The sequence below is a fragment of the Salinicola sp. MIT1003 genome (assembly GCF_001858555.1).
Taxonomy (GTDB): Bacteria; Pseudomonadota; Gammaproteobacteria; order Pseudomonadales; family Halomonadaceae; genus Salinicola; species Salinicola salarius.
This window is the reverse complement of the sequence record NZ_MCAP01000008.1, coordinates 25,131-51,008: the sequence shown is the minus strand read 5'-3', so window position 1 is coordinate 51,008 and position 25,878 is coordinate 25,131. Positions and strand designations below refer to the sequence as shown.

The following is a 25,878-nucleotide window of genomic DNA, read 5'->3' as shown; positions in this document are numbered from 1 at the left end:
GACCAATGCGTGAGCGGACGGCATGAAACGGTCGGCATGACATCGTTCCGTTTCATTGGCTCCGGCACGTCCTGGCATGCATTTTCGACTCATCAAGGCCAACACCAAGGACAACAACATGACACTCCTCATGGGTCTGGTCGGCGTCATCGTGCTGCTGCTGATCGCGCTGATCTTTTCGAGCAACCGCAAGGCGATCAGCCTGCGTACCGTCATCGGCGCCTTCGCCATTCAGGCCGGCATCGGAGCTTTCGTGCTCTATGTACCGTTCGGCCAGGCCGTGCTGGGCTCCGTTTCCAGCGCCGTCAGCCAGGTCATCAACTACGCCAACGACGGTATCGGCTTCCTGTTCGGCAACCTCGCCGACCCGGCCAACGTCGGCTTCGTCTTCGCCGTCAAGGTCCTACCGATCATCATCTTCTTCTCGTCGCTGACGGCCGTGCTCTACTACCTGGGCATCATGCAGTGGGTCGTGCGGATCCTGGGTGGCGCGTTGCAGAAAGTGCTGGGCACCTCGCGCACCGAATCGCTCTCCGCTACCGCCAACATCTTCGTCGGCCAGACCGAGGCACCGCTGGTGGTGAGACCGTTCCTGGCCAGCATGACCAAGTCCGAGCTGTTCGCCGTCATGTGTGGCGGGCTCGCCTCCGTTGCCGGTTCCGTGCTCGCCGGTTACGCCGAACTCGGCATCCCGATGGAGTATCTGATCGCCGCGTCCTTCATGGCGGCCCCGGGCGGCCTGCTGTTCGCCAAGATCCTGATGCCGGAAACCGAGAAGCCCGACGACCGCACCGAGCAGGCCAAGGAGATCCTGGAAGCCGAGGACAAGCCGGCCAACGTGCTCGACGCGGCCGCTGCCGGCGCGTCATCCGGGTTGATGCTGGCCGCCAACGTGGGCGCCATGCTGCTTGCCTTCATCGGCCTGATCGCAATGATCGACGGCATCCTGGGCGGCATCGGCGGCTGGTTCGGCATGGACTCGCTGAGTCTGTCGATGATCCTCGGCTGGCTGTTCTCGCCGCTGGCGTTCGTGCTCGGCATCCCCTGGAACGAGGCGATGCTGGCCGGCTCGTTCATCGGCCAGAAGCTGGTGGTCAACGAATTCGTGGCCTACATCAATCTGGCCCCGTACATCAGCGGCGACACCATCGTGGAGTCGACCGGGCAGGCAATGTCCGCCCACACCGCCGCGATCCTGTCGTTCGCGCTGTGCGGGTTCGCCAACCTGTCCTCGATCGCGATCCTGCTCGGCGGTCTTGGCACGCTGGCGCCCAGCCGCCGCCCAGAGATCGCCCGCTACGGTCTCAAGGCCGTACTCGCCGGCACGCTATCCAATCTGATGTCCGCCACCCTGGCGGGGATCTTCCTCTCGCTGGCCGGCACCGCCTGACCCAGAACTGCTTTGGACAGAATCGCTCTGGACAGGACCGCTCTGGACAGGATCGTCATGAAAATCCGGCAGACTCGCGGAAGTACTGCCGGATCCTTGCGCGAGCCAGAACACGGAAACGGCAGGAGGCCGTCGTGACCACGCCGAACATGGAGACAAGAAGATGAATAGCCTCAAGCACGCCGCCAGCCAGGCGCTGGCCATGATGGACCTCACCTCGCTCAACGACGGCGATGACGACGCCGCCATCCGGGCGCTGTGCCGCCGCACCGATACGCCGTACGGCGCCCCGGCCGCGGTCTGCATCTACCCCGCCTTCATCGAGACGGCGAACCGTGAACTGGTCGACATGGGCATGCGTGAACGCGTGCGGATCGCCACCGTCACCAACTTCCCGGACGGCTGCGTCAACGTCGAGCGCGCCTCCCGCGAAACCCGCGCAGCCGTAGCGGCCGGCGCCGACGAAGTCGACGTGGTCTTTCCCTACAAGGCCTTGATCGGCGGTGACGCCGATGCCGGCCGGGCGCTGGTGACGGCTTGCCGTGAGGCCTGCGGCGATTGCCTGCTCAAGGTGATTCTGGAAACCGGCGAACTCAAGGATCCTGCGCTGATCCGCCAGGCCGCGGATATCGCCCTCGCCTGCGGCGCGGACTTCCTCAAGACCTCCACCGGCAAGGTGCCGGTCAACGCAACGCTCGAGGCCGCCGAGATTCTGCTGACCGCCATTCGCGACAGCGGTCGCGACGTGGGTTTCAAGGCGGCCGGCGGCATTCGCTCCGCCGAGGATGCCAAGGCCTATCTGGACCTGGCCGCCGGTATCATGGGCGAGGCCTGGCTCACGCCGTCTCACTTCCGCTTCGGCGCTTCGGGGTTGCTGGATGCGCTGCTCGCCACGCTCTCCGATGACGACAGCCGACCGACGACTACCAGCGGTTACTGATCGACAGTAGTTATTGATCAGCCGCGGTTACCGAGAAACCCGCCCATCACTGCGGACCCATATCATGCTGACCCAGGAAATCATTCGTCGTAAACGCGATGGTCAGACGCTCAATCGCCAGATGCTCGATCTGGTCATGCGGGGCATCGCCGACGGCAGTATCGGCGATGCGCAGATCGGCGCCTTCGCCATGGCCGTCTATCTCAACGGCATGAACCGGGACGAGGCCGTCGCATTGACGGAGTCGATTCGGGATTCCGGCCAGGTGATGCGCTGGGACGATCTCGATCTTGCCGGTCCGGTGCTCGACAAGCACTCCACCGGAGGCGTCGGCGATCTGGTGTCGCTGGTGCTGGGGCCATGGGTCGCTGCCTGCGGCGGTCACGTGCCGATGGTCTCCGGGCGCGGCCTGGGCCACACCGGTGGCACGCTGGACAAGCTCGAGTCGATCCCCGGCTACGACGTCACCCCCAGCGACGAGACCTTCCGCCGGCTGGTGAAGGACGTCGGCGTCGCGATCATCGGCCAGACCGGATCGCTGGCGCCGGCCGACAAGCGCCTCTATGGCGTGCGCGACGTCACTGCCACGGTGGAGTCGATCCCGCTGATCGTCGCCTCGATCCTGGGCAAGAAGCTGGCCTGCGGCCTCGAGACGCTGGTGATGGACGTCAAGGTCGGCAGTGGCGCCTTCATGCCCACCGAGGAGGCCTCCCGCGAACTCGCCGAGGCGATCGTCGCGATCGGCTGCGGCGCGGGTACCAAGACCAGCGTGCTTCTGACCGACATGAACCAGCCGCTGGCCGACTGCGCCGGCAATTCGCTGGAAGTCTTCGAGGCGCTACGATTGCTGCGTGGCGACGGACGCAATGAAGAGCGTGGCGAAGGCAGGAATAGTCGCCTCTACCGGGTCACCCGACCGCTGGCGGCGGAGATGCTGCTTCAATCCGGCATCGCCAGCGATACCGAAGACGCCGAAGCCCGCCTCGACCGCGCGCTCGATTCCGGCGAGGCGCTGGAGCGCTTCTCGCGCATGGTCCACGGGCTCGGCGGCCCCGCCGATCTGGCGGAACGCCCCGAAGACCACCTCGCCACCGCGCCGATCACCATCGATCTCGACGCCGACCGGGCGGGATGCATCAGCGCCATCGACACGCGTTCGCTCGGTCTCGGCGTGGTCGAACTGGGCGGTGGCCGGCGCAACGCGGGCGATGCCATCGATCATCGGGTCGGCCTGTCGCACATCGCCGCGCTCGGCCAGCGAGTCGAACCGGGCCAGCCGCTGCTGCGCATCCATGCCGCCGAACGGGCCGATGCCGAAGCCGTCACCCAGCGTCTGCGTCGCGCCTTTACCTTGAGCGAGACGGACGACGTCGCCATCCCGCCGCTGGTCCATGCCACCCTGCGCGAAGGCCAGTCGGCATGACCGAGACGAGAGACGGACAAGAACGCGACATGCACGGGAGAAACGACATGAAACGCGCCATTTTGCTGGTTCTCGATTCCTTCGGCATCGGCAACGCGCCGGACGCCGCCGACTATGGCGATGCCAGCTCGAGCGATGCCGGCTCGGACACGCTCGGCCATATCGCCCGCTATCGCGCCGATGCCGGCCGCCCGCTCCAACTACCCAACCTGGCTCGTCTCGGGCTCTATCACGCCCACCACCTGAGCACCGGCGACTGGGCGACAGGCGTCGACGTTCCCGAGGTCGTCGAAGGGGCTTACGCCTGCGCCAGCGAGATCTCCTCCGGCAAGGACACGCCCTCCGGCCACTGGGAGATCGCCGGCGTCCCGGCGCTGTTCGAATGGGGCTACTTCCACGAACGCGAGAACAGCTTTCCATCCGACCTGCTGGAAGCATTGATTGAGCGCGCCGACCTGCCCGGCGTGCTCGGCAACTGCCAGGCGTCAGGCATGCCGATCCTCGAAGCGCTGGGCGAGGCGCATATCAAGAGCGGCAAGCCGATCGTCTACACCTCGGCGGACTCGGTCTTCCAGATCGCCGCCCACGAGACCCATTTCGGCCTCGACCGCCTCTATCGGCTCTGCGAGATCGCCCGCGAACTGCTGATGCCCTACAACATCGGCCGTGTCATCGCCCGCCCCTTCGTTGGCGAGACCCCCGAGACCTTCGAACGTACCGGCAACCGCCGCGACTATGCCATCGAGCCGCCGACGCCCACCGTGTTGCAGAAGCTGCATGACGACGGCGGCAAGGTGCTCGGCGTGGGCAAGATCGGCGACATCTACGCCCACTGTGGCATCTCGAAAGTGATCAAGGCCCACGGTCACGATGCCCTGTTCGACGCCACGCTATCTGCCATCGACGAGGCCGCCGAGCGTTCAGTGGCGAATAAACAGACACTGGTAATGACCAACTTCGTCGACTTCGACACCCTCTACGGTCACCGCCGCGACCCGGAAGGCTACGCCAGTGCGCTGGAAGCGTTCGACCGCCGCCTGCCGGAGATCATCGCGAAGCTGGAACCCGGCGACCTGTTGATCCTGACCGCCGACCACGGCAACGACCCGACCTGGAGCGGCACCGATCACACCCGCGAGCAGGTGCCCGTTCTGATCGCCGGCGACGTGCTGGCGCCCGGCAGCTACGGCCGCCGCGAGACCTATGCCGACATTGGCCAGACGCTGGCCGAGTATCTCGGCCTGTCGCCGATGGAATACGGACGGTCCCTGCTGAAAGACACCCCCGACAACGGAGACCCGTGAGATGCCCACTCCCCATATCGAAGCCCAGCCGGGCGACTTCGCCGATACCGTACTGATGCCCGGCGATCCGCTGCGTGCCCAGTTCATCGCCGAGACGTTTCTCGAAGACGCCCGGTGCGTCAATCGCGTGCGCAACATGCTCGGCTTCACCGGCACCTACCGGGGGCGCAAGATCTCGGTGATGGGCAGCGGCATGGGGATTCCGTCGCTGTCGATCTACGCCAAGGAGCTGATCACCGAGTACGGCGTCGAGCGGCTGGTGCGGGTCGGTTCCTGCGGCGCGGTACGCGACGACGTCGCGGTCAACGACATCGTCATCGGCATGGGAGCGTGCACCGATTCCGGCGTCAACCGGGCGCGATTCAACGGCCACGACTTCGCCGCCATCGCCGATTTCGACCTGACCCGTCATGCCGTCGAGGCGGCGCGTGAACGCGGTACGAAGGTCAAGGTCGGCAATCTTTTCTCCGCCGATCTGTTCTACACCCCGGACATCGAATTCTTCCAGAGCATGAAGCGCCACGGCATTCTCGGCGTCGAGATGGAAGCCGCCGGCCTGTACGGCGTTGCCGCCGAATTCGGTGCCCGCGCGCTGACGGTCTGCACCGTTTCCGACCATATTCTCAAGGGGGAAGCGCTCGACTCCCAGGCCCGGCAGACCGGCTTTTCCGAGATGATGGCGATCACACTGGAAGGTCTGTTGCGCGACGACGAGGAAGCGAAACGATGAGCAAGACGACGAACGATATCCGGGTTCCCGACGAGATCCGCCAGACGGCACTGAACGTCCGCGATCACGCCTACGTGCCCTACTCCGACCATCCCGTCGGCGCCGTGCTGATCAGCGAGAGCGGCAAGACCTACGCCGGCTGCAACGTCGAAAGCGCCAACTACAAGGGACTCTGCGCCGAGGCCAGCGCCATCGCCGGCCTGGTCTCCAGCGGGGAACGACAGATCCGCACGATCTACGTCATCGGCCCCGGCGAACATCTCTGTACGCCCTGCGGCGACTGCCGCCAGCGAATCCGCGAATTCGCCACGCCGGAAACCGAAATCATCGTGCTCGACGGCGAAGGCGCTCCGCTCAAGCACTACACCATGGACGAACTGCTGCCCGACTCCTTCGGCCCGGAGAACCTGAACAGGACCTCGGGCATGGCGACAACGCGTTGACGCCCGCTAGCCCGGGAAGCAGCAGCAGCAGGCAGAAGAAGCGATAAGAGAAGGCGCAGAAGCAGACGCGAAGAAGGAAAAGCACAACGGTGACGACTCGTCATCGAGTTTGGGTATACTCGGGTCCAACAAATGACAACAACCCTTTCTCCGCCTGGATTCGTCGATGGCCCCCGCGCGCTTTTCCGCTTTCGAGCTCCTGCTGCTGAAAAGTCGTTATCCGCCCGATACTGCATCCCTGTTGCTGCTGACGTGGGTATACGTCAACAAGCGCGTCGTGCTTGCCGAGGACCAGCGTTATCTCGAAGCGCTGGCCAACGGCTTTCGTCACTCCCATGATCTGGAAACGCTGCTGACGATCGCCCGGACCGATCTGACGGCCATCCAGCTGGCGGCCGAAGTCGTGCTGCGCGAACACGTCGATGAGCAGTCGCACCCCTTTCTGCGCCGTGCGATCGGCCTCGCCACCAGCGAGGGCGAACCGAGCCTGCGAAATCATCACATCCTGCGCTTTCTCGCCGATCTTTCCGGCGCGACGCCGGGCGATTTCGCCCGTCTGTTTCGCGAGGTGACGGGGCGTCCGCTGAAGGCACCGGACGACCCCAGCCGCCTGGCTTATTGGCATCGGGAGGACAACCCCGAAGCGGCGGCGGATCAGGAGACAAACAGAACCGACAGGGACACAAGCGAAGCCGACGGAAACAACGATGGAGAAACCGCCGAGCTCGCGCCGAAGATTCGTTGCTGGCGAGGCTGGCGGCTACGCGCCAGCGCGGCCCGGGCGCAGCGGCGGCAGCTGCGCCAGGAACGAATCCGTCTGCGTCGCCAGGCCAAGAGCCGACATCAGGCGGAAGCGCGTCAAGCGCAGGAACGTCAACGACAAGCGCGCGAGGAAGAGACCAGGCGCCAGGAGCAGGAGCGCGAGGCCGAAAGCCGGCGCCGGGAACAGGCGGAGCGGGAGGAGGCCTACCGGCGGGAACGATGGCGCCAGCAGCAACAAGAACAGAAACAACAGGAACAGAAACAACAGGAACAGAAACAACAGCAGCAGACCGCAGGAGCGGCGCGACCCCACTACCGGATCCGCCTGGCGCTACAAGTGCTGGAACTCGACGAGAACGCGTCGCCCACCGAGATCAAGCGAGCCTATCGTCGCCTGGCGCAGCGCCATCATCCCGATCGCTTTCATGGCCAGAGCGAGCTGCGCATCTCGCTGGCCTCGCAGCGCTTCCAGCGCATCAAGAACGCCTACGACTATCTGATGACGACCCTTTAACGATGACGCTCCAACGACGACTCCCTGACGACGCTCCAACGACGATTCCCTGACGAGGACGGTCCAACACGATATGCGAGATCTCTATCGCCGCCTCGGCGTCAGCAAGGACGCCCCTGCCGATACCATCATTCGCGCCGCGCAGCGCTGCAACAACCGTACCCTGAAAGCGGATGCGCTGAGCGCGCTGGGAGAGGCGACACATCGGGAAGCCTACGACGACCTCCATGACCTGCTGGGCGATCTCGGCAGGCTGCGGGCGGGCCTGGGCATGACCCATGCGCCCCACTGGCAGGGAGACGCCGCCAACGATTTTTCCGTCTTGCCGCAACGCATCGTGGTTCGCCATGAACTGCTGGCGCGGCAGCTGGAAATGGCGCTGGGAAATCACCAGACACGCTGGCGCCGCCGGGGCTGGCTCGTTCTGGCCGTCGTGGTCGGGTTGATTGCCGCGCATGTCGCCGGACGCTGGATGAGCTAGCGACCGGCCGACGGTACCTGGCTGTGCGGGCACACGTCCTGCCCCGGGCTCTTCAGCGCAACGGCTCGAGCAGCGGGCTCAAGCCGTTGTGATCGATCTCCTGCATCAGCGCCAGCAGGCGCCCGATCTCGCCATAGGGAAAGCCTTCGCGGGCGAACCAGTTGAGATAGGGGCCGGGGAGATCGGCGATCAACCATCCTTCGTACTTGCCGAACGGCATCTTGCGGGTGATCAGCTTCTTGAGGTCTTCAGACTCCATCTCGCCTCCTCTCGTGACATTGCGCGCCATTCTACACGGATGGCGCCAGCGCCGAGCCATGCGGCCAATCATGTCAGCCCAGCCATGCACTGGACGCATATCCTCATTCCCAGAAGCCGTTTGCCCAAGCAGGTACGAAGGACGTTAGGTTATACCGCCATGAGCGCTGCGCATCGGCGCCTACGATAACGATAACGGGAGACGGGAATGCAAACTTCACTCCGGCCGCTGGTATTCTGGCCGACCTTTCTGATACTGCTGGCCGCGGTGATCGCCAGCTATGTCGATCTGGATGCGTTTCTGGCCACTGCCAGCGCGCTCAACGACGCCGTTCTGACCAACTTTTCATGGCTATTCAGCCTGGGCAGCCTCTACCTGCTGATCATGGCCGTCGTCGTCTATTTTTCGCCGGTCGGACGCATTCGTATCGGCGGCCGGGATGCCACGCCTTTACTCTCCCGCCTGCGCTGGTTCTCGATCACGCTGTGTACCACCCTGGCCGTGGGCGTGCTGTTCTGGACCACCGCCGAGCCGCTCTACCACTTCATGGCCCCGCCCGAGTCCGCCGGGCTCGAAGCCGGCTCCGGCGATGCCATTCTGTTCGCGATGTCGACCATGTTCCTGCACTGGTCGTTCACGCCCTACGCGATCTACGCCGTCCCGGCGCTGATCTTCGCGCTGGCCTTCTATAACCTGCGCCTGCGCTTCTCGATCTCGAGCATGCTGGAGCCGATCTTCGGCCCCAAGGTAAAGCGCTTCGGCGGTCTGATCGACGCCATCTCGCTTTATGCGCTGGTGGCCGGCATGGCCTCGTCGCTGGGGACCGGCGCACTGACCCTGGCCGGCGGCGCGGGTCAATATCTCGGCGGCGAGACCAGCCCGCTGCGACTCGGCGTGATCATCGCCATCATCGTGGTGACCTTCGTGCTGTCCGCCGCCAGCGGCCTGCAGAAGGGGATCGCCCGGCTGTCGTCGCTGAACGCCATTCTGCTCGCGATTCTCGGCGTGTTCATGTTCATCGTCGGGCCGACGGTGTTCTGCCTGGCGCTGGGCGTCGAATCGTTCGGTGTCTATCTCGACAACTTCTTCACCAAAAGCCTGTTCACCGGCGCTGCTGGGAACGATCCGTGGCCGCAGTGGTGGTCGATCTTCTACTGGGCGGTCTGGTTCGCCTGGGCGCCGGTGGCGGCGCTGTTCCTGGGCAAGATCTCGCGGGGTTACACCGTGCGCGAGTTCCTGCGCGTCAATCTGCTCTACCCGGCGCTGTTCGCCAGCGTGTGGATACTGATCTTCTCCGGTACCGCGCTCTACTTTCAGGCTCACGCCGACACTGCCGGCGTCGATCTCTATGCCGTACTCAACGATCGCGGCGTCGAAAACGTGCTCTACGAGCTGTTCCGCCAGTTGCCGTTCTCCGAGGTGTGGATTCCGCTGCTGCTGTTCATCGCCTACATCTCCTACGTCACCGCGGCGGATTCGCAGACCGACGCCATCGGCAACCTCTGCACTCGCGGCCTGACGGCGGACTCCGATCTCAATGCCGGCGTGCCGATGAAGGTGATCTGGGGCGTGATCGTCGGCATGGTCTCCTGGGTGATGGTCAGCTTCGTCGGCATCGACGGTATCAAGATGCTCTCCAACCTGGGCGGGTTGCCCGCCATGCTGATCGTGCTGCTGGCTACCGGCTCGCTGTGGGTCTGGCTCAAGCATCCCGAACGGCTGGATGCCGTGCCGACACGCTCAACTTCCTCCCGCGCAGCCAAGGATGACGCATGAAGATCAAACAGGACTTTCCGCACCGCGTGCGTGAAATCGAGAACCAATGGATCGTGCTGACCGACGGCACCCGCCTGGCCGCCAGAATCTGGTTACCCGAGAATGCCGAAGCGACTCCGGTGCCGGCGATCCTCGAATACCTGCCCTACCGCAAGCGGGATGGCACGGCGGTGCGCGACGAGCTGACCCATCCCTATTTTGCCGGTCACGGCTACGCCTGCGTGCGTGTCGACATGCGCGGCAACGGTGAATCCGACGGGCTGATGCTCGACGAGTACGCCCCGCAGGAGCAGGTCGACGCGCTGGAAGTGATCGACTGGATCGCCAGCCAGCCCTGGTGCAACGGCAAGCTGGGCATGATGGGCATCTCCTGGGGCGGCTTCAACGGCCTGCAGGTGGCGGCGCTGCGCCCCGAACCGCTCAAGGCGATCATCACGCTGTGCTCCACCGACGACCGCTACGCCGACGACATCCACTACAAGGGCGGCAACATGCTGCTGGAGAATCTCGGCTGGGCGGCGACCATGCTGAGCTTTTCCGCCGCCGTGCCCGACCCGGCGCTGGTGGGCGAACGCTGGCGCGAGATGTGGAAGCACCGGCTCGACCACATGCCGCTGCTGATGGATCCCTGGCTCACGCATCAGCACCGGGACGACTACTGGAAGCATGGCTCGATCTGCGAGAGCTACGAAGATATCGAGGCAGCGGTCTACATGATCAGCGGCTGGGGGGATTCGTACATCAATACGATCCCGCGGATGATGGAGAATCTCTCCTGCCCGAAAAAGGCGCTGCTGGGGCCGTGGATGCACAAGTACCCGCACTTCGCGATTCCCGATCCCGCCATCGGCTTCCTGCAGGAGGCGCTGCGCTGGTGGGACTACTGGCTCAAGGACATCGACACCGGAATCATGGACGAGCCCGAGTGCACCTTCTACCTGCAGGATGGCGTGCCGCCGGCGCCCAGGTATCTGGAGCGCCCCGGCCGGTGGGTTCACACCCGTGGCTGGCCCGCGCCGGCGGATGAGGTCGAAGAGTGGTCGCTTGCGCTGGGCGACACCGGTCTGACGCCGAACGGCCGATTGAGCCAGGACCGCGCGATCGCCTCCCCGCTCACCGCCGGCTCGCTGCAGGGAGAATACATTCCACTGTGGTTCGGCGCGGACTTCCCGCCCGATCAGCGCCGCGACGACGGCCTGGCGCTGACCTTCGACTCCGAGCCCTATCTCTACGGTCTCGATATCCTCGGCCAGCCCACACTCACCGCCACGCTGACGAGTGCCGAGGATTGCGGCCAGTTGCACGTGCGCCTGTGCGACGTGGCGCCGAGCGGCGAGAGCGCGCTGATCAGCTACGCCACGCTCAACCTCAACTTGCGAGACGATCCGGGCACGATCGCCCCGCCGGTACCGGGCGAGCCAATACAGATACGCATGGCGCTGGACCTGATCGGCTACCGCCTGCCCGAGGGGCATCGCCTGCGCGTGGCGCTCTCCAGTGCCAGCTTTCCGCTGGTGTGGTCGCCGAAGAAACGCGCCGACCTCATCCTCAAGGCCGGCACGCCGACGCTGTCGCTGCCGATCTGCAAGGCGGAATACGTACCCATGCCGTTCGAGCCGCCGGAGAGCGCCACGCCCTGCCGGGTCGACACCCTGCGTGCCGGTCAGCCCAAGCGCACCATCAGCGAGGATGTCGGCAGCGGCGAGGTCACGGTGACCGTCGAGGACGACATGGGCGATATCCGCTTCGCCGATCACGGCCTGCGCGTCGAGCAGAAGGCGAAGGAAATCTATACCAGCCACCCGACCGACGCCACGCGGACCCGTGCTGATATCGAGTGGGTCTACCGCGCCAGCCGCGACGAAGGCCATGGCGATAAAGAAGCGCAGTTCGCGGTAGAAGTCACCAGTCGCTACCACCTGCACTGCGACGAACAGACGTTCTATCTCAGCGCCGAGCAGATCGCCCACGAGGGCGAGACGCTGGTCAGCGAGAAGTCCTGGACGCGGGAGATTCCGCGGACGGCGATCTGACGGTGAAAGGCCCCGCGGAGGCCGGTATCGGAGCCTCCCGTGTTATGCTCCGGAGCCGTGATCCCATGGCTCCGGATGCCTGCATGCCCTCGCGTGATCCCCTCCCGCCACTCTCCTGCCTTCGCGCTTTCGAAGCGGCCGCGCGCCATGGCAGCTTCACTCAGGCCGGCAGCGAACTGCACCTGACCCAGAGCGCCGTCAGCCGGCAGATCAAGCGCCTGGAGAGCGACCTCGGCAGACCGCTCTTCGAGCGCCACTACGATGGGCTGCGTTTGACCCCGGCGGGTGAACACTACTTTCGCGTCGTTCAGCGGCTGCTGCGTGATCTGCGTGACGAAACGGCCCGCCTGCGCCGGCGTGGCGACGATCGCCAGCTGACCCTGGCGTCCAGCCCGACCATCGCCTCGATCTGGCTGGCGCGTCAGTTGCCCGACTTCCAGCGCGCCCATCCCGATATCGAAATTCGCATCCTGACCGTCGAGGACCCGCACCGGCTGGATCTGGCGGAGTTCGACCTCGGTATCTACTACCACGTGCACAACGAGGTGGACCCGCCCGGGGTTTACGCCGATGCCATCTTCGAGCAGGAGAGCGTCGCCGCCGTCTGCAGCCCGGTCTATCTGGAACGCCATGGACAGATCCTGGACCCGGCGGCGCTGCTCACCCGGCACACGCTGATGGTGGTCGAGGATCACTATCACGACTGGCTGACCTGGGAGCTCTGGTTCCGGGAACTCGGCCTGGCGTGGCAGCCGCCCGTTCACACGCTGCGGGCCAACAGCTTCCAGTTGTTGATGAACGCGACACTGGCGGGCCAAGGCATCACGCTGGGCTGGATGCGGCTGCTGGCGGCCGAGCTGGATCAGGGAACCCTGGTCCAGGCACTGCCGCAAACCTTGCCCAGCCGCGGCCGCCTCTCTCTCTTCACGCCCGAACACCGGCACCTGACCGAACCGATGCGCGCCTTCCGGGAGTGGGTGCTGCGCTAGCCCGCCGTACGGCCAATCGCTATGAACGGCTGCCGGACTGTCTGTCTTGAACTATCTGCCTCGGGCTGTCTGGCCCACCGGTCATTGCGGATCCGGCGCGCCCGGTGCCGTCACCGATTCTCTTGGCCCGGTGCTGCCGGCAGCCACCGGCGCCTGTTCCATCACCACGCTCATTCGCGGCATGGCCAGGTCGATGCCCTGCTCGTCGAAGCGCTGCTTGAGACGCAAATTGAAGGCACGCGCCACGTCCCACTGCATGATCGGCGCCGTACGCATGCGAACCCGCAGGATGGCCGCGCCGGCATCGAAGCTCTCGATCCCCTGGACCTCCAGCGCGGACCAGATGTAGTGGCGCATCATCGGGTCGTTGCGCAGGTCCTCGGCGATCCCGCGCACGATCTCGATCGCCTCGTCGATCTTCATGTGATGGGCGATACGGATTCGCATCAACGCGATACCGAATTCCCGGGAGTAGTTCTGAATTCCCTGGATCTGGCTGAACGGAATGATATGCACGATACCGTCCAGGTCGCGCAATTTGACGGTACGGATACTCAGCGCCTCGACCGTACCCATGTGCGATCCCAGGTTGACGAAGTCGTCGATCGCCAGGGAGTCCTCGATCAGGATGAACAGCCCGGTAATGAGATCCTGGACCAGCGTCTGGGCGCCGAAACCGACTGCCAGACCGATGACACCGGCACCCGCCAGCAGCGGCGTCACGTTCACGCCCAGGTTCGCCAGTGCAATGATGAAAGCGATCACCGCGATGGTCACGAAGACGGTGTTGCGCAACAGCGGCGTGATGGTCTGGGCGCGGGCACTGGCATTGGCCCGACGACCATGGCGGCGGCTGCTGCGCAACAGCGCGTGCTTGATCGCGGTATCGGCCAGAATCCACACCAGCCACGCCACCAGGAACGTCATCCCCAGGCCGAAGACGCCCTTGGCGATCTGCTGGCCGATACCCGCCGAGCCGCCTACGGCCCAGAGCGACGAACCCCAGACCCGCATCGCCAGTTCGGCGAAGATTACCCAGCTCACCAGGTGGGCCAGCGTGAAACCGAAGCGCACCAGCCGTGACGCATACTCCGATGAGGATTTCTCCCGGGCGTTCTCGCCGCGCCGATGAATCAGCCCGGTGACGACCAGCGTCGCGATCATGAGACCCGCGGTCACGATCGCCCGGAAGAACGCGCTGCGCGAATCCTCAGCGGACAGGATCATCGCGATCAGCGAGACTCCCACCATGATCAGAATCGGGATGTGCCAGATCCGGCTGAACGCACGGATCAGTTCCGTCGTCGCACGACGTTCCTGACGCTGCGAGTAGGGTCGGTTGCGAATCAGATGCCGGATGGGGCGCCGGAACACCATGACGAAGATGCCCAGCAGCAGGGCGGCGCAGACATTGGCAACCAGCGCAACGAGCGCCGTCAGCCCTTCGCCCAGTGGCACTACCAGCGCCTCGGCATGCGCGGCATCGCCCAGCGCGACCAGCGCGCCAAGCGCGAACAACCAGCGGGCGCCACGCTGGCGCAATATGCGCAGCGCCGTGTGTCGATGGCCGTTGCCGAACAGCGAGAAGACGATTTCACAGACCGAAGAGAAGACCGCCCCGCAAAGCGTGGCGTAGGCCGCGACCATGGCCAGAGCGATACCCACCGATGCGGATTCGACCTGATGGACGGTCGTCAGCGCGACGGCGAAGCCGATGGCCAATGGCACCACGCGCCGGATGATGTGGCGGATCAGCATCCAGGTCGTCGGATCCTCGGGCAAGTGCCAGGGCAACCCAAACTGACGCACCGCCCAGCGCCAGAGCATGGCGATCAGCAACGTCACGCCGACCCACAATCCCGTCACCCACAGCAGGTCCAGCAGGATGCCCTGCAACCGCCGAGGATCGTCGAGCAGCCCCGACACATCCTTGCCCGCCTGGCTGGCCCGCGCCGACCAGTACCGAATCGGGTTGTCGAGCCCGTCCGTCTCCAGCGATGAAAACGATTGCGCCAGTGCGCCCAATAGCCCGGCCGAACCGCTCGCCTGTTCGGTATCCGCCGCGGTGACGTCGCGCAATTGCTTGAGATGGTCAAGCAAGGCCTGGCGCTGGTCGCTGTTTTCGAGTGTGGCGATGATCTGATCGAGGGAAGTGCGCAGCTCTTGCGGAGACGGCGCCGATGCCGCACTCGGCTCGCTGCTCTGACCGCCGCCCACCAGTGATGTCAAGGACTGCGCCGATGCCGGCAGACTGATCATCAACGTCAGGGCCAGCACCCACATCCATCCCAACTGTCTCAATCCGCTCACGGTGACTCCTGTCTGCATGCCTATCGAGCCTTCGATGGCTTGTCGTCGGACATCATGCTATCCAAGGGGAGTCACGACAACGCCAAACCGATTTTGGTCCTGACCTCGATGCTGCTCTATCTTCAACAGACGCGTCTGACAGAAGCCCTCTCTGGGTGTTATCTGAAACGTCGGCGCGCCTCGATCGAAGTGTCACGCAAGGATTCCTACGCAAGGAGAGCAACATGCGCCTTTCAGGCAAGGTGGCCCTGGTCACCGGCAGCACCCAGGGCATCGGCCGTGCCGTCGCCGAACGACTCGCCCAGGCCGGCGCCGATGTAGTCGTCAGCGGCAGCCGTCCTTCCGAGCGCGCCGAGGAAACCGCAGCGCGCGTTCGCGCCCACGGCCGAAGAGCCGCGATCGTCACCGGTGACATCGGCGATGTCGAGACCAACCGGCGCCTGATCGATGAGAGCGTCGAGGCCATGGGCCGGCTGGATATCCTGGTCAACAACGCCGGCCTGGAGATCGACTCCCCTTTTCTGGACCTCGACGAGGCTGACTATGACAAGGTCATGCAGACCAATCTGAAAGGCGTCTTCTTCACGACCCAGGCCTTCGTTCGCCATCTGCGTGACGAAGGCCGCGGCGGCCGCGTGATCAACATGAGTTCGGTGCATGAGGATCTGCCGTTTCCAGGCTTTACCAGCTATTGCATGAGCAAGGGCGGCATGCGCATGCTGACCCGCAACCTGGCCGTCGAGCTGGCGCCGCTCGGGATCACGGTCAACAGCGTGGCGCCCGGCGCGATCAAGACACCGATCAATTCGGCACTCGACGAAGATCCGGAGAAGCTGCGCCATCTGCTTGGCAACATTCCGCTCAACCGGCTGGGCCGACCCGAAGACGTGGCCGGCGTGGTCGAATTCCTGGCCTCGGACGACGCCGACTACATGACTGGGGCATCGCTGCCGGTAGATGGTGGCCTGCTATGGCAATATGAGGAATGATGGTGCCGCTGTTTTGCCATCGATAATGTTTTTTGCATCGTCAATGCTTTTGCCATCGTTAATGCTTTTGACATCGCCCATGTTTCGCGATCGACAAGGCTTTGTCAGAGATAATATTTTCGCCACCGACAATGTGTTCGTCACACAGGAAAAGGCATGCTCGACAGTATTCAGGTGAAGTTCGAAGACGCTGAATCCATAGACGAAGCGGCGGTCACGCCTTATGACCGTTACGGGGAGTTGTTCGAAGCGGTCGCTCTTGCCCATATCTTTCATGATTCCAAGACGTTTGCCGACTGCATCCCGCAGCTGCCACCCGCGCAGATCATGGAGGCCTACGAGCAGCAGCGAAACCGGCCAGGATTCGATCTGAGAGCCTTCGTGGCCGATCATTTCTACAGTGACATGCTCCCCGGCAAGGGCTACGAGTCCCGCCCCGAGCACGACCTGGTCACGCATATCGATAGTCTCTGGCCCATCCTCACCCGCAATTCCCGCCAGCACCCGCGCTGGTCGTCGCTGCTCGAACTGTGCCATGACTATGTCGTCCCCGGTGGACGCTTCCGCGAGTACTACTACTGGGATTCCTACTTCACCATGCTGGGCTTGGCTGCCAGCGGTGAAAATCACCTGATGTGCGCCGTCACCGATAACTGTGCCGACCTGATCTCGCGCTACGGCCACATGCCCAACGGCAACCGCAGTTACTACCTGAGCCGCTCCCAGCCGCCGCTGTTCTCGATGATGGTCGAGCTGACCGAACGTCAGGGCTTGCGGAACGCCGTCGACTACTTGCCTCAACTGGAGCGGGAGTATGCCTTCTGGATGAATGGCGAAGAGAGGCTGTCGCCCGGAGAATCTCACCGACGCTGCGTCCGTCTAGACGAGGCGGCCTGGCTGAATCGCCACTGGGACGACCGCGCCACGCCGCGGGAGGAGTCTTACCGCGAGGACTACGAGTTGGCCCAAGGCTCGGATCGCCCAGCGGAGCAGCTCTATCGCAATCTCCGCGCCGGCGCGGAAACTGGTTGGGACTTCAGCGGTCGCTGGCTGGACGACGTGCAGAATCTCGGCTCGATCCGCACGACTCACTTCGTTACGCCGGAGCTCAATGCCCTGCTGTTTCACCTCGAGCAGACACTGGAACGTCTCCATGCCATCGTTGGCGACCATCGCAAGGCGGGAAACTTTCGACGTCGAGCCCTTCGCCGGCGGGCCGCCATGGATGAGTATCTATGGAGCGATTCGCGAGGCGCCTACTATGACTACGATTTCACGCGCGGCCGCAGTAGCGTTCACCTGACGGCCGCCTGCGTCGTCCCGCTGTTCGTCGGCGCAGCCTCCGAAGCACAGGCAGAGCGGGTTGCCAATATCGTCGCCAACCGCCTCATGGCGCCAGGCGGACTCGCCACCACGGAGATCACCGATAGTCACCAGCAGTGGGACCATCCCAACGGCTGGGCACCGCTACAGTGGATGGCGACCGAAGGGCTGCGGCGCTACGGATTCACCGAACTCGCCGACGACATCGCCGACCGCTGGCTGGCCCTGGTCGAGGATCTCTATCGCCGCGAACACAAGCTGGTCGAAAAGTACGTGCTCTACCCGGGCGCGGATTTCGCTACCGGCGGCGAATATCCGCTGCAGGACGGCTTTGCCTGGACCAACGGCGTAACCCGGGCGTTACTCGCCCGACGCGCCGGGCACGAGTAACACCACCCCCAGCGGCGGTAGCGTCAGCGAAATACTGGCCGTCTGCCCGTGCAGCGGCGCATCGAGGGCCTGGATCTGCCCCATGTTGCCCAGGTTGGATCCGCCATAGCACTGCGCGTCGCTATTGAATATCTCCTCCCAGGCGCCCATGACCGGCACGCCGAGCCGATAATCGTGGCGCGGCACCGGGGTCATGTTGGCCACCACCAGCAGCGGCTCGCCGATCAGGTTCCAGCGCAGCCAGGCGAATACGCTGTTGGTGCTGTCGTCGCCCACCACCCAGGCGAAGCCCTCCGGCTCGGTGTCGCGCTGATGCAGCGGCGTCTTCTCCTGATAGAGCCGGTTGAGATCGCCGATCAGGCGCTGGATGCCGGCATGGTGAGACTCGCCGAGCAGCGACCAGTCGAGCTCGCGGTCGTGATTCCATTCGCGCCACTGACCGAACTCGCAGCCCATGAACAAGAGCTTCTTGCCGGGCTGGGTCCACATGATCGACAGGTAGGCGCGCAGGTTGGCGAACCGCTGCCATTCGTCGCCCGGCATCTTGTTGATCAGCGACCCCTTGCCGTGCACCACCTCGTCATGCGAGATCGGCAGCACGTACTTTTCGGAGAACGCGTAGACCATCGGAAAGGTCAGTTCGTGATGGGCATACGAGCGATAGACCGGATCCTTGGCGATGTACTCCAGGGTGTCGTGCATCCAGCCCATGTTCCATTTGTAGGCAAAGCCCAGGCCGCCATCACGGGTTGGCTGGGTCACGCCCGGCCAGGCGGTGGATTCCTCGGCGATCACCACCGCGCCAGGCACCTCCTCCGCGACCACGTCGTTCAAATGGCGCAGGAATTCGATCGCCTCGAGATTCTCCTGGCCGCCGTATTGATTGGGAATCCACTCGCCCTCGTTGCGCGAGTAGTTGCGATACAGCATCGAGGCCACGGCATCGACGCGAAGCGCATCGATGTGGAAATGGCGCAGCCAGTACAGCGCCGAGGCCAGCATGAAGCCGTGCACCTCGCGCCGTCCCAGGTTGTAGATGTAGGTGTTCCAGTCCTGGTGGAAGCCCTCGAAAGGATGCTCGTACTCGTAGAGTGCCGTGCCATCGAAGCGCGCCAGACCATGCGGGTCGGTAGGAAAGTGCGCCGGCACCCAGTCGAGGATCACCCCAAGGCCAGCCTGGTGGCAGGCATCCACGAAGTAGGCGAAGTCCTCGGGCTTGCCAAAACGCCCGCTGGGCGCGAACTGGCTTAGTGGCTGGTAGCCCCAGGAGCCGCCGAAGGGATGTTCCATGATCGGCAGCAATTCGACGTGGGTGAACCCCATCCCGAGCACGTAGGGGATCAGGTGTTCGGTCAGGTCGCGCCAGCTATAGGTGACGCCGTCGTGCCCGCCATGCTTGCGCCACGAGGCGGCATGCACTTCATAGACGGAGATCGGCCGGTCGGGCGCCTGATGATCGCCGCGATGGGCGATCCACTCGGCATCGTGCCAGGTGAACGGCGTGGTATCGGCGACCACCGATGAGGTGTGCGGCGGCGTCTCGGTGGCCAGCGCCACCGGGTCGGCCTTGAGCGCGAGGGTGCCGTGGGCATCGAGAATCTCGTATTTGTAGGCTTCGCCCGGCCCCAGGCGGGGTATGAACAGCTCCCAGACCCCGGCGGGATGACGCAGGCGCATCACATGCCGCCGGCCGTCCCAGCCATTGAAGTTGCCCACCACCGAGACACGCCGAGCATTGGGCGCCCAGACGGCGAAGCGCACCCCGGACACGCCATCGATTTCCATCGACTGGGCGCCCAGGCAGTGCCCCAGGTTACGGTGATTGCCCTCGCCAATCAGGTAAAGATCCATCTCGCCGAGCAGCAGGTCGAACGAGTAGGGATCCTCGGTTTCCTGCTCGCCGCCTGGCCAGCGGATGCGCAGTTTATACGGCGCAACATGCGGCAACCTGCCGGCAAACAGCCCGGGCTTCTGGATGCCCGTCAGGCTGCAACGACGCTCGCCGGTATCACGGTCGAGCACATCCACACCCAACGCACCGGGCAGGTAGACCCGCAGCAGACAGGTTTCCTCACTCTCCTCGCCACAGGCATGCACGCCGAGCACGGAAAACGGGTTGCCGTGGCTACCCCGAACCAGCGCCTCGGCATCATCGGCGGACAACCAGAGGGCGTCGTCCTTGACGGTAGTGACGTTCAGATCGGTCATTGTGACTCTCTCTTGGACAGTTGTTCGCTCGTGGACAATTGGTCGACGATGGCTGCCAGGCCGCGCAGCGGCACGCCCAGCCAGGCGGGGCGATTGGCAGCTTCGTAGGCGATCTCGTAGACCGTCTTTTCCAGCACGAACAGTTCCAGTGCGGCATCAGCGCCTTCCGGGGAAGTCCAGCGGTGGGCGATATCGGCGGTACTCTGCCAATAGGCCTCAAGGAAGGCACGACGACTGGCAATCAGGTAGCGCTCGGCGACATCATGAGTCACCTCGCTGACACTCTCGTCGCTCGACTTGCCGACAGCGGCTTCGTCCATCTTGGCGCCAGCATAGTCGAAGGAGCGCAGCATGCCGGCGACGTCGCGCAAAGGGCAGTCCTTGGCGCGTCGTTCTTCCAGCGAGCGGGCGGGTTCACCTTCGAAGTCGATGATGTAGGCATCGTCGTGGGCCACCAGCACCTGACCGAGGTGCAGATCGCCATGGATACGCGTGAGCAGACTCCCCCTGGCGCGCTGCGCCAGCGGCTCGACGGCGGACATCAGCGCATCGCGCTCGGCCAGCACCCGGTCGGCCAGTGCCTGGTCGGCTTCACTGGCATTGCCCTTGTGGCGCGCCAGCAGGTCGAGCGCTTTCTCGATCTGCTCGCGGACTCGCTGCGTCCAGGCGGTCACATGCGTTTTATCAGCCAGTTCCGGTGCGAAGTCGGGGTTATCGCTCGGCGACGCCAGCACCCGATGCAGCTCGCCCAGGCGCTGGCCCAGGGTCGTGGCGAATCCCTCGAGTTCGTCGAAGGCACTGTAGCCACTCTCTTCGGTACTGGACTCGCTCTCCTCGCCCGCCTCTCGAATCGCCCGTTCGAGCGCGTTGCGTGTCCATGACCAAGCATCGCCCTGGTTGGCGATGAAGCCCTGCACCAGCATCAGGGTCTGGGCTTCGCCAGCGGCGTTGCGGCGCGCCACCTCGCCATACAATGGCGGCACGTTCTCGAAACCCTGTTCGCTCAGGTAGCGACCGAACTCGGCCTCGGGATGCACGCCGGGCTCCAGACGCCGGAACAGCTTGAGTACCACCTGGTGGCCGATGATCACCGAGCTGTTGGACTGCTCGACGTTGTTGTGGGCGACATCGACATCCTCGGGCAGTTCCAGCTCGTCAAGCGCCGGCGTCGGCACGAAGCGGATCTCGCCGTCGGCGCAAGGCAGGCTCGCCCCGCTACGCAGCAGGTCGAGAATGCGCAGCGCGAAGGCATCCAGCCCGAGCGCATCGGTCAACAGGCCGACATCGCGCCCGCGACGCACCCGCGCCAAGGCGAGCTGCTGAGCCACGGCACCGCTGCGATCGTCCTCGCCGAGAAAGCCCAGCGGCAGCAGATAGCGATCGCTACCCTGCGAGTGCTGAACCTCGATCTCGCTTAGCAGCATGGAGTGCCGAGTATCCTCGATGCGCACGGCATAAAGGATGTGTACCCGGTCGATCCGCGACTGCTTGGCGGCAAACCAGCGCCGCTTGGGCAGGTACTTGGGCAGCGCTTCGTGCTCGAGCATGCCGCGCGACGGGGCGTCGAGGATCTCTTCCAGATGACGCTTGACGATCAGCGTGACGTAATCCGGCATCGCCTCGGGCGCCGGCACGTGCCAGGCGGGCATCGCCGTCTCGGGCGCCAGCAGGAACCAGTAGAAGCCGTAGGGCGGCAATGTCAGCAGATACGACAGCTTGCCGATCGGCGGGAAGGCGCTGCCACCGACCATCTCCACCGGCACCTGGCCGGCAAATGACGACAGGTCGAGCTCCACCGCCTGAGCGTTGCGTGCCACGTTGGCGACGCACAACAACACTTCGCTCTCGCCATTGTCGAGCACCAGCTCGCGCAGGTAGGCGAGGATATGCCGGTTGGCCGGATAGAGCGGCTGCATGGTGCCGCGGCTGAATACACGATGCTGACTGCGCACCGCCAGCAGGCGTCGCATGCTGTTGAGCAGCGAGTGCGGATCGCGGGTCTGGGCTTCGACGTTGACCGCCTGGAAGCCGTACAACGGATCCATGACCGACGGTAGCACCAGCTTGGCCGGATCGGCCCGCGAGAAGCCGCCATTGCGATCCATCGACCACTGCATCGGCGTGCGCACGCCATCGCGATCGCCCAGATAGATGTTGTCGCCCATGCCGATCTCGTCGCCGTAATAGAGTACCGGCGTGCCCGGCATCGACAGCAGCAGGCTGTTGAGCAGTTCGATCCGTCGGCGATCGCGTTCGAGCAGCGGCGCCAGGCGCCGGCGGATGCCTAAGTTGATGCGCGCGCGGCGATCGGCGGCGTAGTGGTTCCAGAGATAGTCGCGCTCCTTGTCGGTGACCATCTCGAGGGTCAGCTCGTCATGGTTGCGCAGGAAGATCGCCCACTGACAATTGGGGGGGATCTCCGGCGTCTGACGCAGGATGTCGGTGATCGGAAAGCGATCCTCCTGGGCCAATGCCATGTACATGCGCGGCATCAGCGGGAAATGGAACGCCATGTGACATTCGTCGCCCTCGCCGCTCTCGTTGCCGCCAAAGTAGGGCCGCGTGTCCTCGGGCCACTGGTTGGCCTCGGCCAGCAGCATGCGATCGGGGTAGCGCTCGTCGATCACCGCCCGGATCTTCTTGAGCACCTCGTGCGTCTCGGGCAGGTTCTCGTTGTTGGTGCCTTCGCGCTCGACCAGATAGGGAATCGCATCCAGGCGCAGGCCGTCGACTCCCATGTCCAGCCAGTACGCCATCACCTTGAGCACTTCGTCGAGCACCTGCGGATTGTCGAAGTTCAAATCCGGCTGATGGGAATAGAAACGGTGCCAGAAGTAGGCACCCGCCACCGGGTCCCAGGTCCAGTTGGACGATTCGGTATCGAGAAAGATGATCCGCGTGCCGGGATATTTCTGATCGCTGTCCGACCACACGTAGAAGTCGCGCTCCGGCGAGCCCGGCGGCGCGCGGCGGGCGCGCTGGAACCACTCGTGCTGATCCGAGGTGTGGTTGATGACCAGTTCGGTGATCACTCGCAGGCCGCGCTTGTGCGCCTGTTCGATGAAACGCTGGGCATCCTCGAGCGTGCCGTAGTCGGGGCTGACGCCGGTGTACTCGGCAATGTCATAGCCGTCATCGCGGCGCGGCGATGGGTAGAACGGCAGGATCCAGATAGCGTTCACGCCCAGGCTGACGATGTAGTCCAGCTTGTCGATCAGCCCCTGGAAGTCGCCGATTCCGTCATCGTTGGCATCGAAGAACGACTTGACGTGTACCTGGTAGATGACGGCGTCCTTGTACCATAGCGGATCCTCGAGAAAATCGATGGTCTCGACGGCGTGCGACTCGCTGCTGGCATCCATCATGGTGCCTTCCTCCTTGGCTGATCAGCGCACCGGGTGGATGCGCCAGATGGCGAATGGCAAGTGCCATGGTTCCAGCCGCATCGACTGCCACTTGCCCTGCCATGTCCAGCGATGACCGGACATCAAGTCTTCCACGTGCAGGGCCGCATCGTCGGGAAGCGCGAACTCCCACAGCGGCAGCTCGAAGGCCCCTTCCTGGGCTTCGAACGGATCGAGATTGATCATCACCAGAACGAAATTGCCCAGATCGTCGGTGCGCTTGCCGAAGTAGAGCAGGCGCTCGTTGTATGCCGGATAGAAGGCAACCCCGAGATGGGTCTGCAGCGCCGGATTCTCGCGGCGAATACGATTGAGCTGGGCGATCTCGTAGCTGATGTTGCCGGGCGCGGTATAGTCGCGCGGCTTGATCTGGTACTTCTCCGAATCGAGATACTCCTCCTTGCCCGGCACCGGCTCGCCCTCGCACAGCTCGAAGCCGGAATACATGCCCCACAGCCCGGAGCCCATGGTGGCCAGTGCGGCGCGGATCAGAAACCCGGGACGGCCGGAAGACTGCAGGAAGTAGGGGTTGATGTCCGGCGTGTTGACGAAGAAGTTGGGCCGGTAGCACTCGCGCATCGGCGATTCGTTGAGCTCGGTCAGGTAGTCGGTCAGTTCGGCCTTGGTATTGCGCCAGGTGAAGTAGGTGTAGCTCATGTTGAAGCCGATCTTGCCCAGGCGCTTCATCATCGCCGGCCGCGTGAACGCCTCGGCGAGGAACAGCACCCCCGGGTCGCGCGCGCGGATGTCGGCGATCAGCCACTCCCAGAACGGCAGCGGCTTGGTGTGGGGGTTATCGACGCGGAAGATCTTCACCCCTTCGTCCACCCAGCCCTGCACCACGTCGCGCAGTGCCAACCACAGCGAGGGCACCGCGTCCTCGGCATAAAAGTCGACGTTGACGATGTCCTGGTATTTCTTGGGCGGATTCTCGGCGTAACGGATCGAGCCATCCGGCCGCCACGAGAACCAGCCGGGATGCTCCTGGAGCCAGGGGTGATCCGGCGAGCACTGGATAGCGAAATCCAGCGCGATCTCCAGGCCGTGCTCGGCAGCGGCCTGGACCAGGGCGCGAAAATCCTCGCGCGTGCCGAGTTCGGGATGGATCGCCTCGTGGCCGCCCTCCTGGCTTCCGATGGCATAGGGGCTGCCGGGATCGTCCGGGCCGGCCTGGAGGGTGTTGTTGCGGCCCTTGCGGTGGGCGCGGCCCACCGGATGTATGGGCGGGAAATAGAGCACGTCGAAGCCCATGTCGCGAATCATCGGCAAGCGCTTGTGGACATCGCCGAAAGTACCGTGACGGTTGGGGTCGTCGGTTTCCGAACGCGGGAACAGCTCGTACCAGCTGGCGAACTGGGCCCCCCGGCGTTCCACCTCGAGCGGGTAGACCGAGTTGCTGCGCGTCAGGTGCGGCCGGGCATCGGCGGCATGCATCCACTGGGCGGTCCGCGTGTCGAGCATGATGCCGACCCGCTCGCCGTCGCTGTCACAGGCCTGGAAACGTTCATGAATGTTTTCCAGTGCTTCGCGCGCCTCGCCTTCCATCCGCTCGGCAGCGGCCACCAGCAGACGCCGCCCTTCCTCGAGTTCGAGCCCGACCGGAACGCCGGCCTGATGCTTCTTGAACAGCTCGTCGCGGTAGGTGCCGAACACATCCCACCACGCCTCGATCACGAAGGTATGCCGACCGACCCGCGTGGGGGTGAACGCCGCTTCCCAGAGATCCTTGCCCAGCGGACGCATGAGGTGCATCGGTTCGCGGCGGTGCTGGCCCTGGTCATCGCACCAGTTCACGGCAGCGGCCAGCACATCGTGACCGTCGGCGAAGATCACCGCGGAGACGGTCACGGGTCGACCGGCGATCGCCTTGGCTGCGAAACGCCCTTGTTCCAGCGAGGGCTGCACGGCCTCGATGGCGATACGCGGTGAATGCGCTGCCGCGTGGGCGCTTTCGTCTCCCGACGATGATGACGCATCCGGCGTCTGATACGGCGATGAGCGCGTAACCATTGGCGCCTCCTTCCATCCTTGGGGTGGAGTTGCTGTTCCGGCATTGCCGTCCCGGACGGCAATGTCGCGCTATATCACTGCTTTCATTACTGCTCTCGTGGACGAATGATCCGGCCCTGTCGCAAAGCCCTGTCATGACAGGCGCCGGAGTGAAAAGCCTCATCTGTCCGTGATGGGCGAGAGCCACTGTCAGCCATAGG

General features: G+C 64.3%; 18 protein-coding genes. 13 read left to right on the top strand and 5 right to left on the bottom strand.

Annotated features, from left to right (window positions below; all coding sequences use genetic code 11):
- Positions 1–118 precede the first annotated feature (118 nt).
- The 8 genes from BC443_RS04020 to BC443_RS03985 all read left to right on the top strand — a co-directional run bounded on the left by BC443_RS04020 (position 119) and on the right by BC443_RS03985 (position 7,987).
- The gene (locus BC443_RS04020; protein WP_071230611.1) at positions 119–1,390 is read left to right on the top strand and encodes a NupC/NupG family nucleoside CNT transporter; all 1,272 of its coding nucleotides are present in this window, start codon (positions 119–121) and stop codon (positions 1,388–1,390) included.
- Between the two features lie 163 nt (positions 1,391–1,553).
- A complete protein-coding gene (gene deoC, locus BC443_RS04015; protein WP_071230562.1) occupies positions 1,554–2,330 on the top strand; it encodes a deoxyribose-phosphate aldolase in 777 nt (258 codons plus the stop codon).
- A gap of 64 nt (positions 2,331–2,394) precedes the next feature.
- Entirely contained in the window at positions 2,395–3,753 is a 1,359-nt protein-coding gene (gene deoA, locus BC443_RS04010) for a thymidine phosphorylase (protein WP_071230561.1), read from the top strand.
- 47 nt (positions 3,754–3,800) lie between these two features.
- Entirely contained in the window at positions 3,801–5,057 is a 1,257-nt protein-coding gene (locus BC443_RS04005; protein ID WP_071230560.1) for a phosphopentomutase, read from the top strand.
- A 1-nt stretch (position 5,058) separates the two neighbouring features.
- The gene (gene deoD, locus BC443_RS04000) at positions 5,059–5,787 is read left to right on the top strand and encodes a purine-nucleoside phosphorylase (RefSeq protein ID WP_071230559.1); all 729 of its coding nucleotides are present in this window, start codon (positions 5,059–5,061) and stop codon (positions 5,785–5,787) included.
- Positions 5,784–6,230, top strand: coding sequence for a cytidine deaminase (locus tag BC443_RS03995; protein ID WP_071230558.1), 447 nt, complete (start codon positions 5,784–5,786; stop codon positions 6,228–6,230). The genes deoD and BC443_RS03995 overlap by 4 nt, the downstream gene beginning before the upstream one ends.
- 166 nt (positions 6,231–6,396) lie before the next feature.
- A complete protein-coding gene (locus BC443_RS03990; RefSeq protein WP_071230557.1) occupies positions 6,397–7,506 on the top strand; it encodes a J domain-containing protein in 1,110 nt (369 codons plus the stop codon).
- A gap of 73 nt (positions 7,507–7,579) precedes the next feature.
- Positions 7,580–7,987, top strand: coding sequence for a hypothetical protein (locus BC443_RS03985; RefSeq protein ID WP_071230556.1), 408 nt, complete (start codon positions 7,580–7,582; stop codon positions 7,985–7,987).
- 52 nt (positions 7,988–8,039) lie between these two features.
- Here BC443_RS03985 and BC443_RS03980 read toward each other — a convergent pair whose 3' ends face one another.
- Complete coding sequence (locus tag BC443_RS03980) at positions 8,040–8,246, bottom strand: DUF3820 family protein (protein WP_071230555.1); 207 nt, start codon at positions 8,244–8,246, stop codon at positions 8,040–8,042.
- A gap of 207 nt (positions 8,247–8,453) precedes the next feature.
- On the opposite strand from BC443_RS03980, the gene BC443_RS03975 reads away from it, so the two are divergent.
- The 3 genes from BC443_RS03975 (at position 8,454) to BC443_RS03965 (ending at position 13,044) form a co-directional block, all read left to right on the top strand.
- The gene (locus BC443_RS03975) at positions 8,454–10,022 is read left to right on the top strand and encodes a BCCT family transporter (protein WP_071230554.1); all 1,569 of its coding nucleotides are present in this window, start codon (positions 8,454–8,456) and stop codon (positions 10,020–10,022) included.
- Entirely contained in the window at positions 10,019–12,055 is a 2,037-nt protein-coding gene (locus BC443_RS03970) for a CocE/NonD family hydrolase (RefSeq protein ID WP_071230553.1), read from the top strand. The genes BC443_RS03975 and BC443_RS03970 overlap by 4 nt, the downstream gene beginning before the upstream one ends.
- 83 nt (positions 12,056–12,138) lie before the next feature.
- Positions 12,139–13,044 carry a LysR substrate-binding domain-containing protein gene (locus BC443_RS03965; RefSeq protein WP_071230610.1) on the top strand — a complete coding sequence of 302 codons (906 nt, stop codon included), beginning with the start codon at positions 12,139–12,141 and terminating at the stop codon, positions 13,042–13,044.
- Positions 13,045–13,125: 81 nt separating this feature from the next.
- Here the strand turns inward: BC443_RS03965 and BC443_RS03960 are convergent, their stop codons facing one another.
- On the bottom strand, positions 13,126–15,354 hold the full coding sequence (locus BC443_RS03960; protein WP_244179804.1) for a mechanosensitive ion channel domain-containing protein: 2,229 nt from the start codon (positions 15,352–15,354) through the stop codon (positions 13,126–13,128).
- A gap of 224 nt (positions 15,355–15,578) precedes the next feature.
- Here BC443_RS03960 and BC443_RS03955 point away from each other — a divergent pair, with 224 nt between their 5' ends.
- Both BC443_RS03955 and treF read left to right on the top strand, forming a co-directional pair.
- Positions 15,579–16,343: a 3-oxoacyl-ACP reductase family protein gene (locus BC443_RS03955; protein ID WP_071230551.1), complete on the top strand. Its 765-nt coding sequence runs from the start codon at positions 15,579–15,581 to the stop codon at positions 16,341–16,343.
- Between the two features lie 156 nt (positions 16,344–16,499).
- Complete coding sequence (gene treF, locus BC443_RS03950) at positions 16,500–18,056, top strand: alpha,alpha-trehalase TreF (RefSeq protein WP_071230550.1); 1,557 nt, start codon at positions 16,500–16,502, stop codon at positions 18,054–18,056.
- Here treF and glgB read toward each other — a convergent pair.
- Genes glgB through BC443_RS03935 form a run of 3 tightly spaced genes read right to left on the bottom strand, consistent with a single transcriptional unit; the run spans position 18,027 to position 25,678 of the window.
- Complete coding sequence (gene glgB, locus BC443_RS03945) at positions 18,027–20,264, bottom strand: 1,4-alpha-glucan branching protein GlgB (protein ID WP_071230549.1); 2,238 nt, start codon at positions 20,262–20,264, stop codon at positions 18,027–18,029. The genes treF and glgB overlap by 30 nt on opposite strands.
- Positions 20,261–23,629, bottom strand: coding sequence for a maltose alpha-D-glucosyltransferase (treS, locus tag BC443_RS03940; protein WP_071230548.1), 3,369 nt, complete (start codon positions 23,627–23,629; stop codon positions 20,261–20,263). The genes glgB and treS overlap by 4 nt, the downstream gene beginning before the upstream one ends.
- A gap of 21 nt (positions 23,630–23,650) precedes the next feature.
- Complete coding sequence (locus tag BC443_RS03935; protein ID WP_083387204.1) at positions 23,651–25,678, bottom strand: alpha-1,4-glucan--maltose-1-phosphate maltosyltransferase; 2,028 nt, start codon at positions 25,676–25,678, stop codon at positions 23,651–23,653.
- Positions 25,679–25,878: the final 200 nt, after the last annotated feature.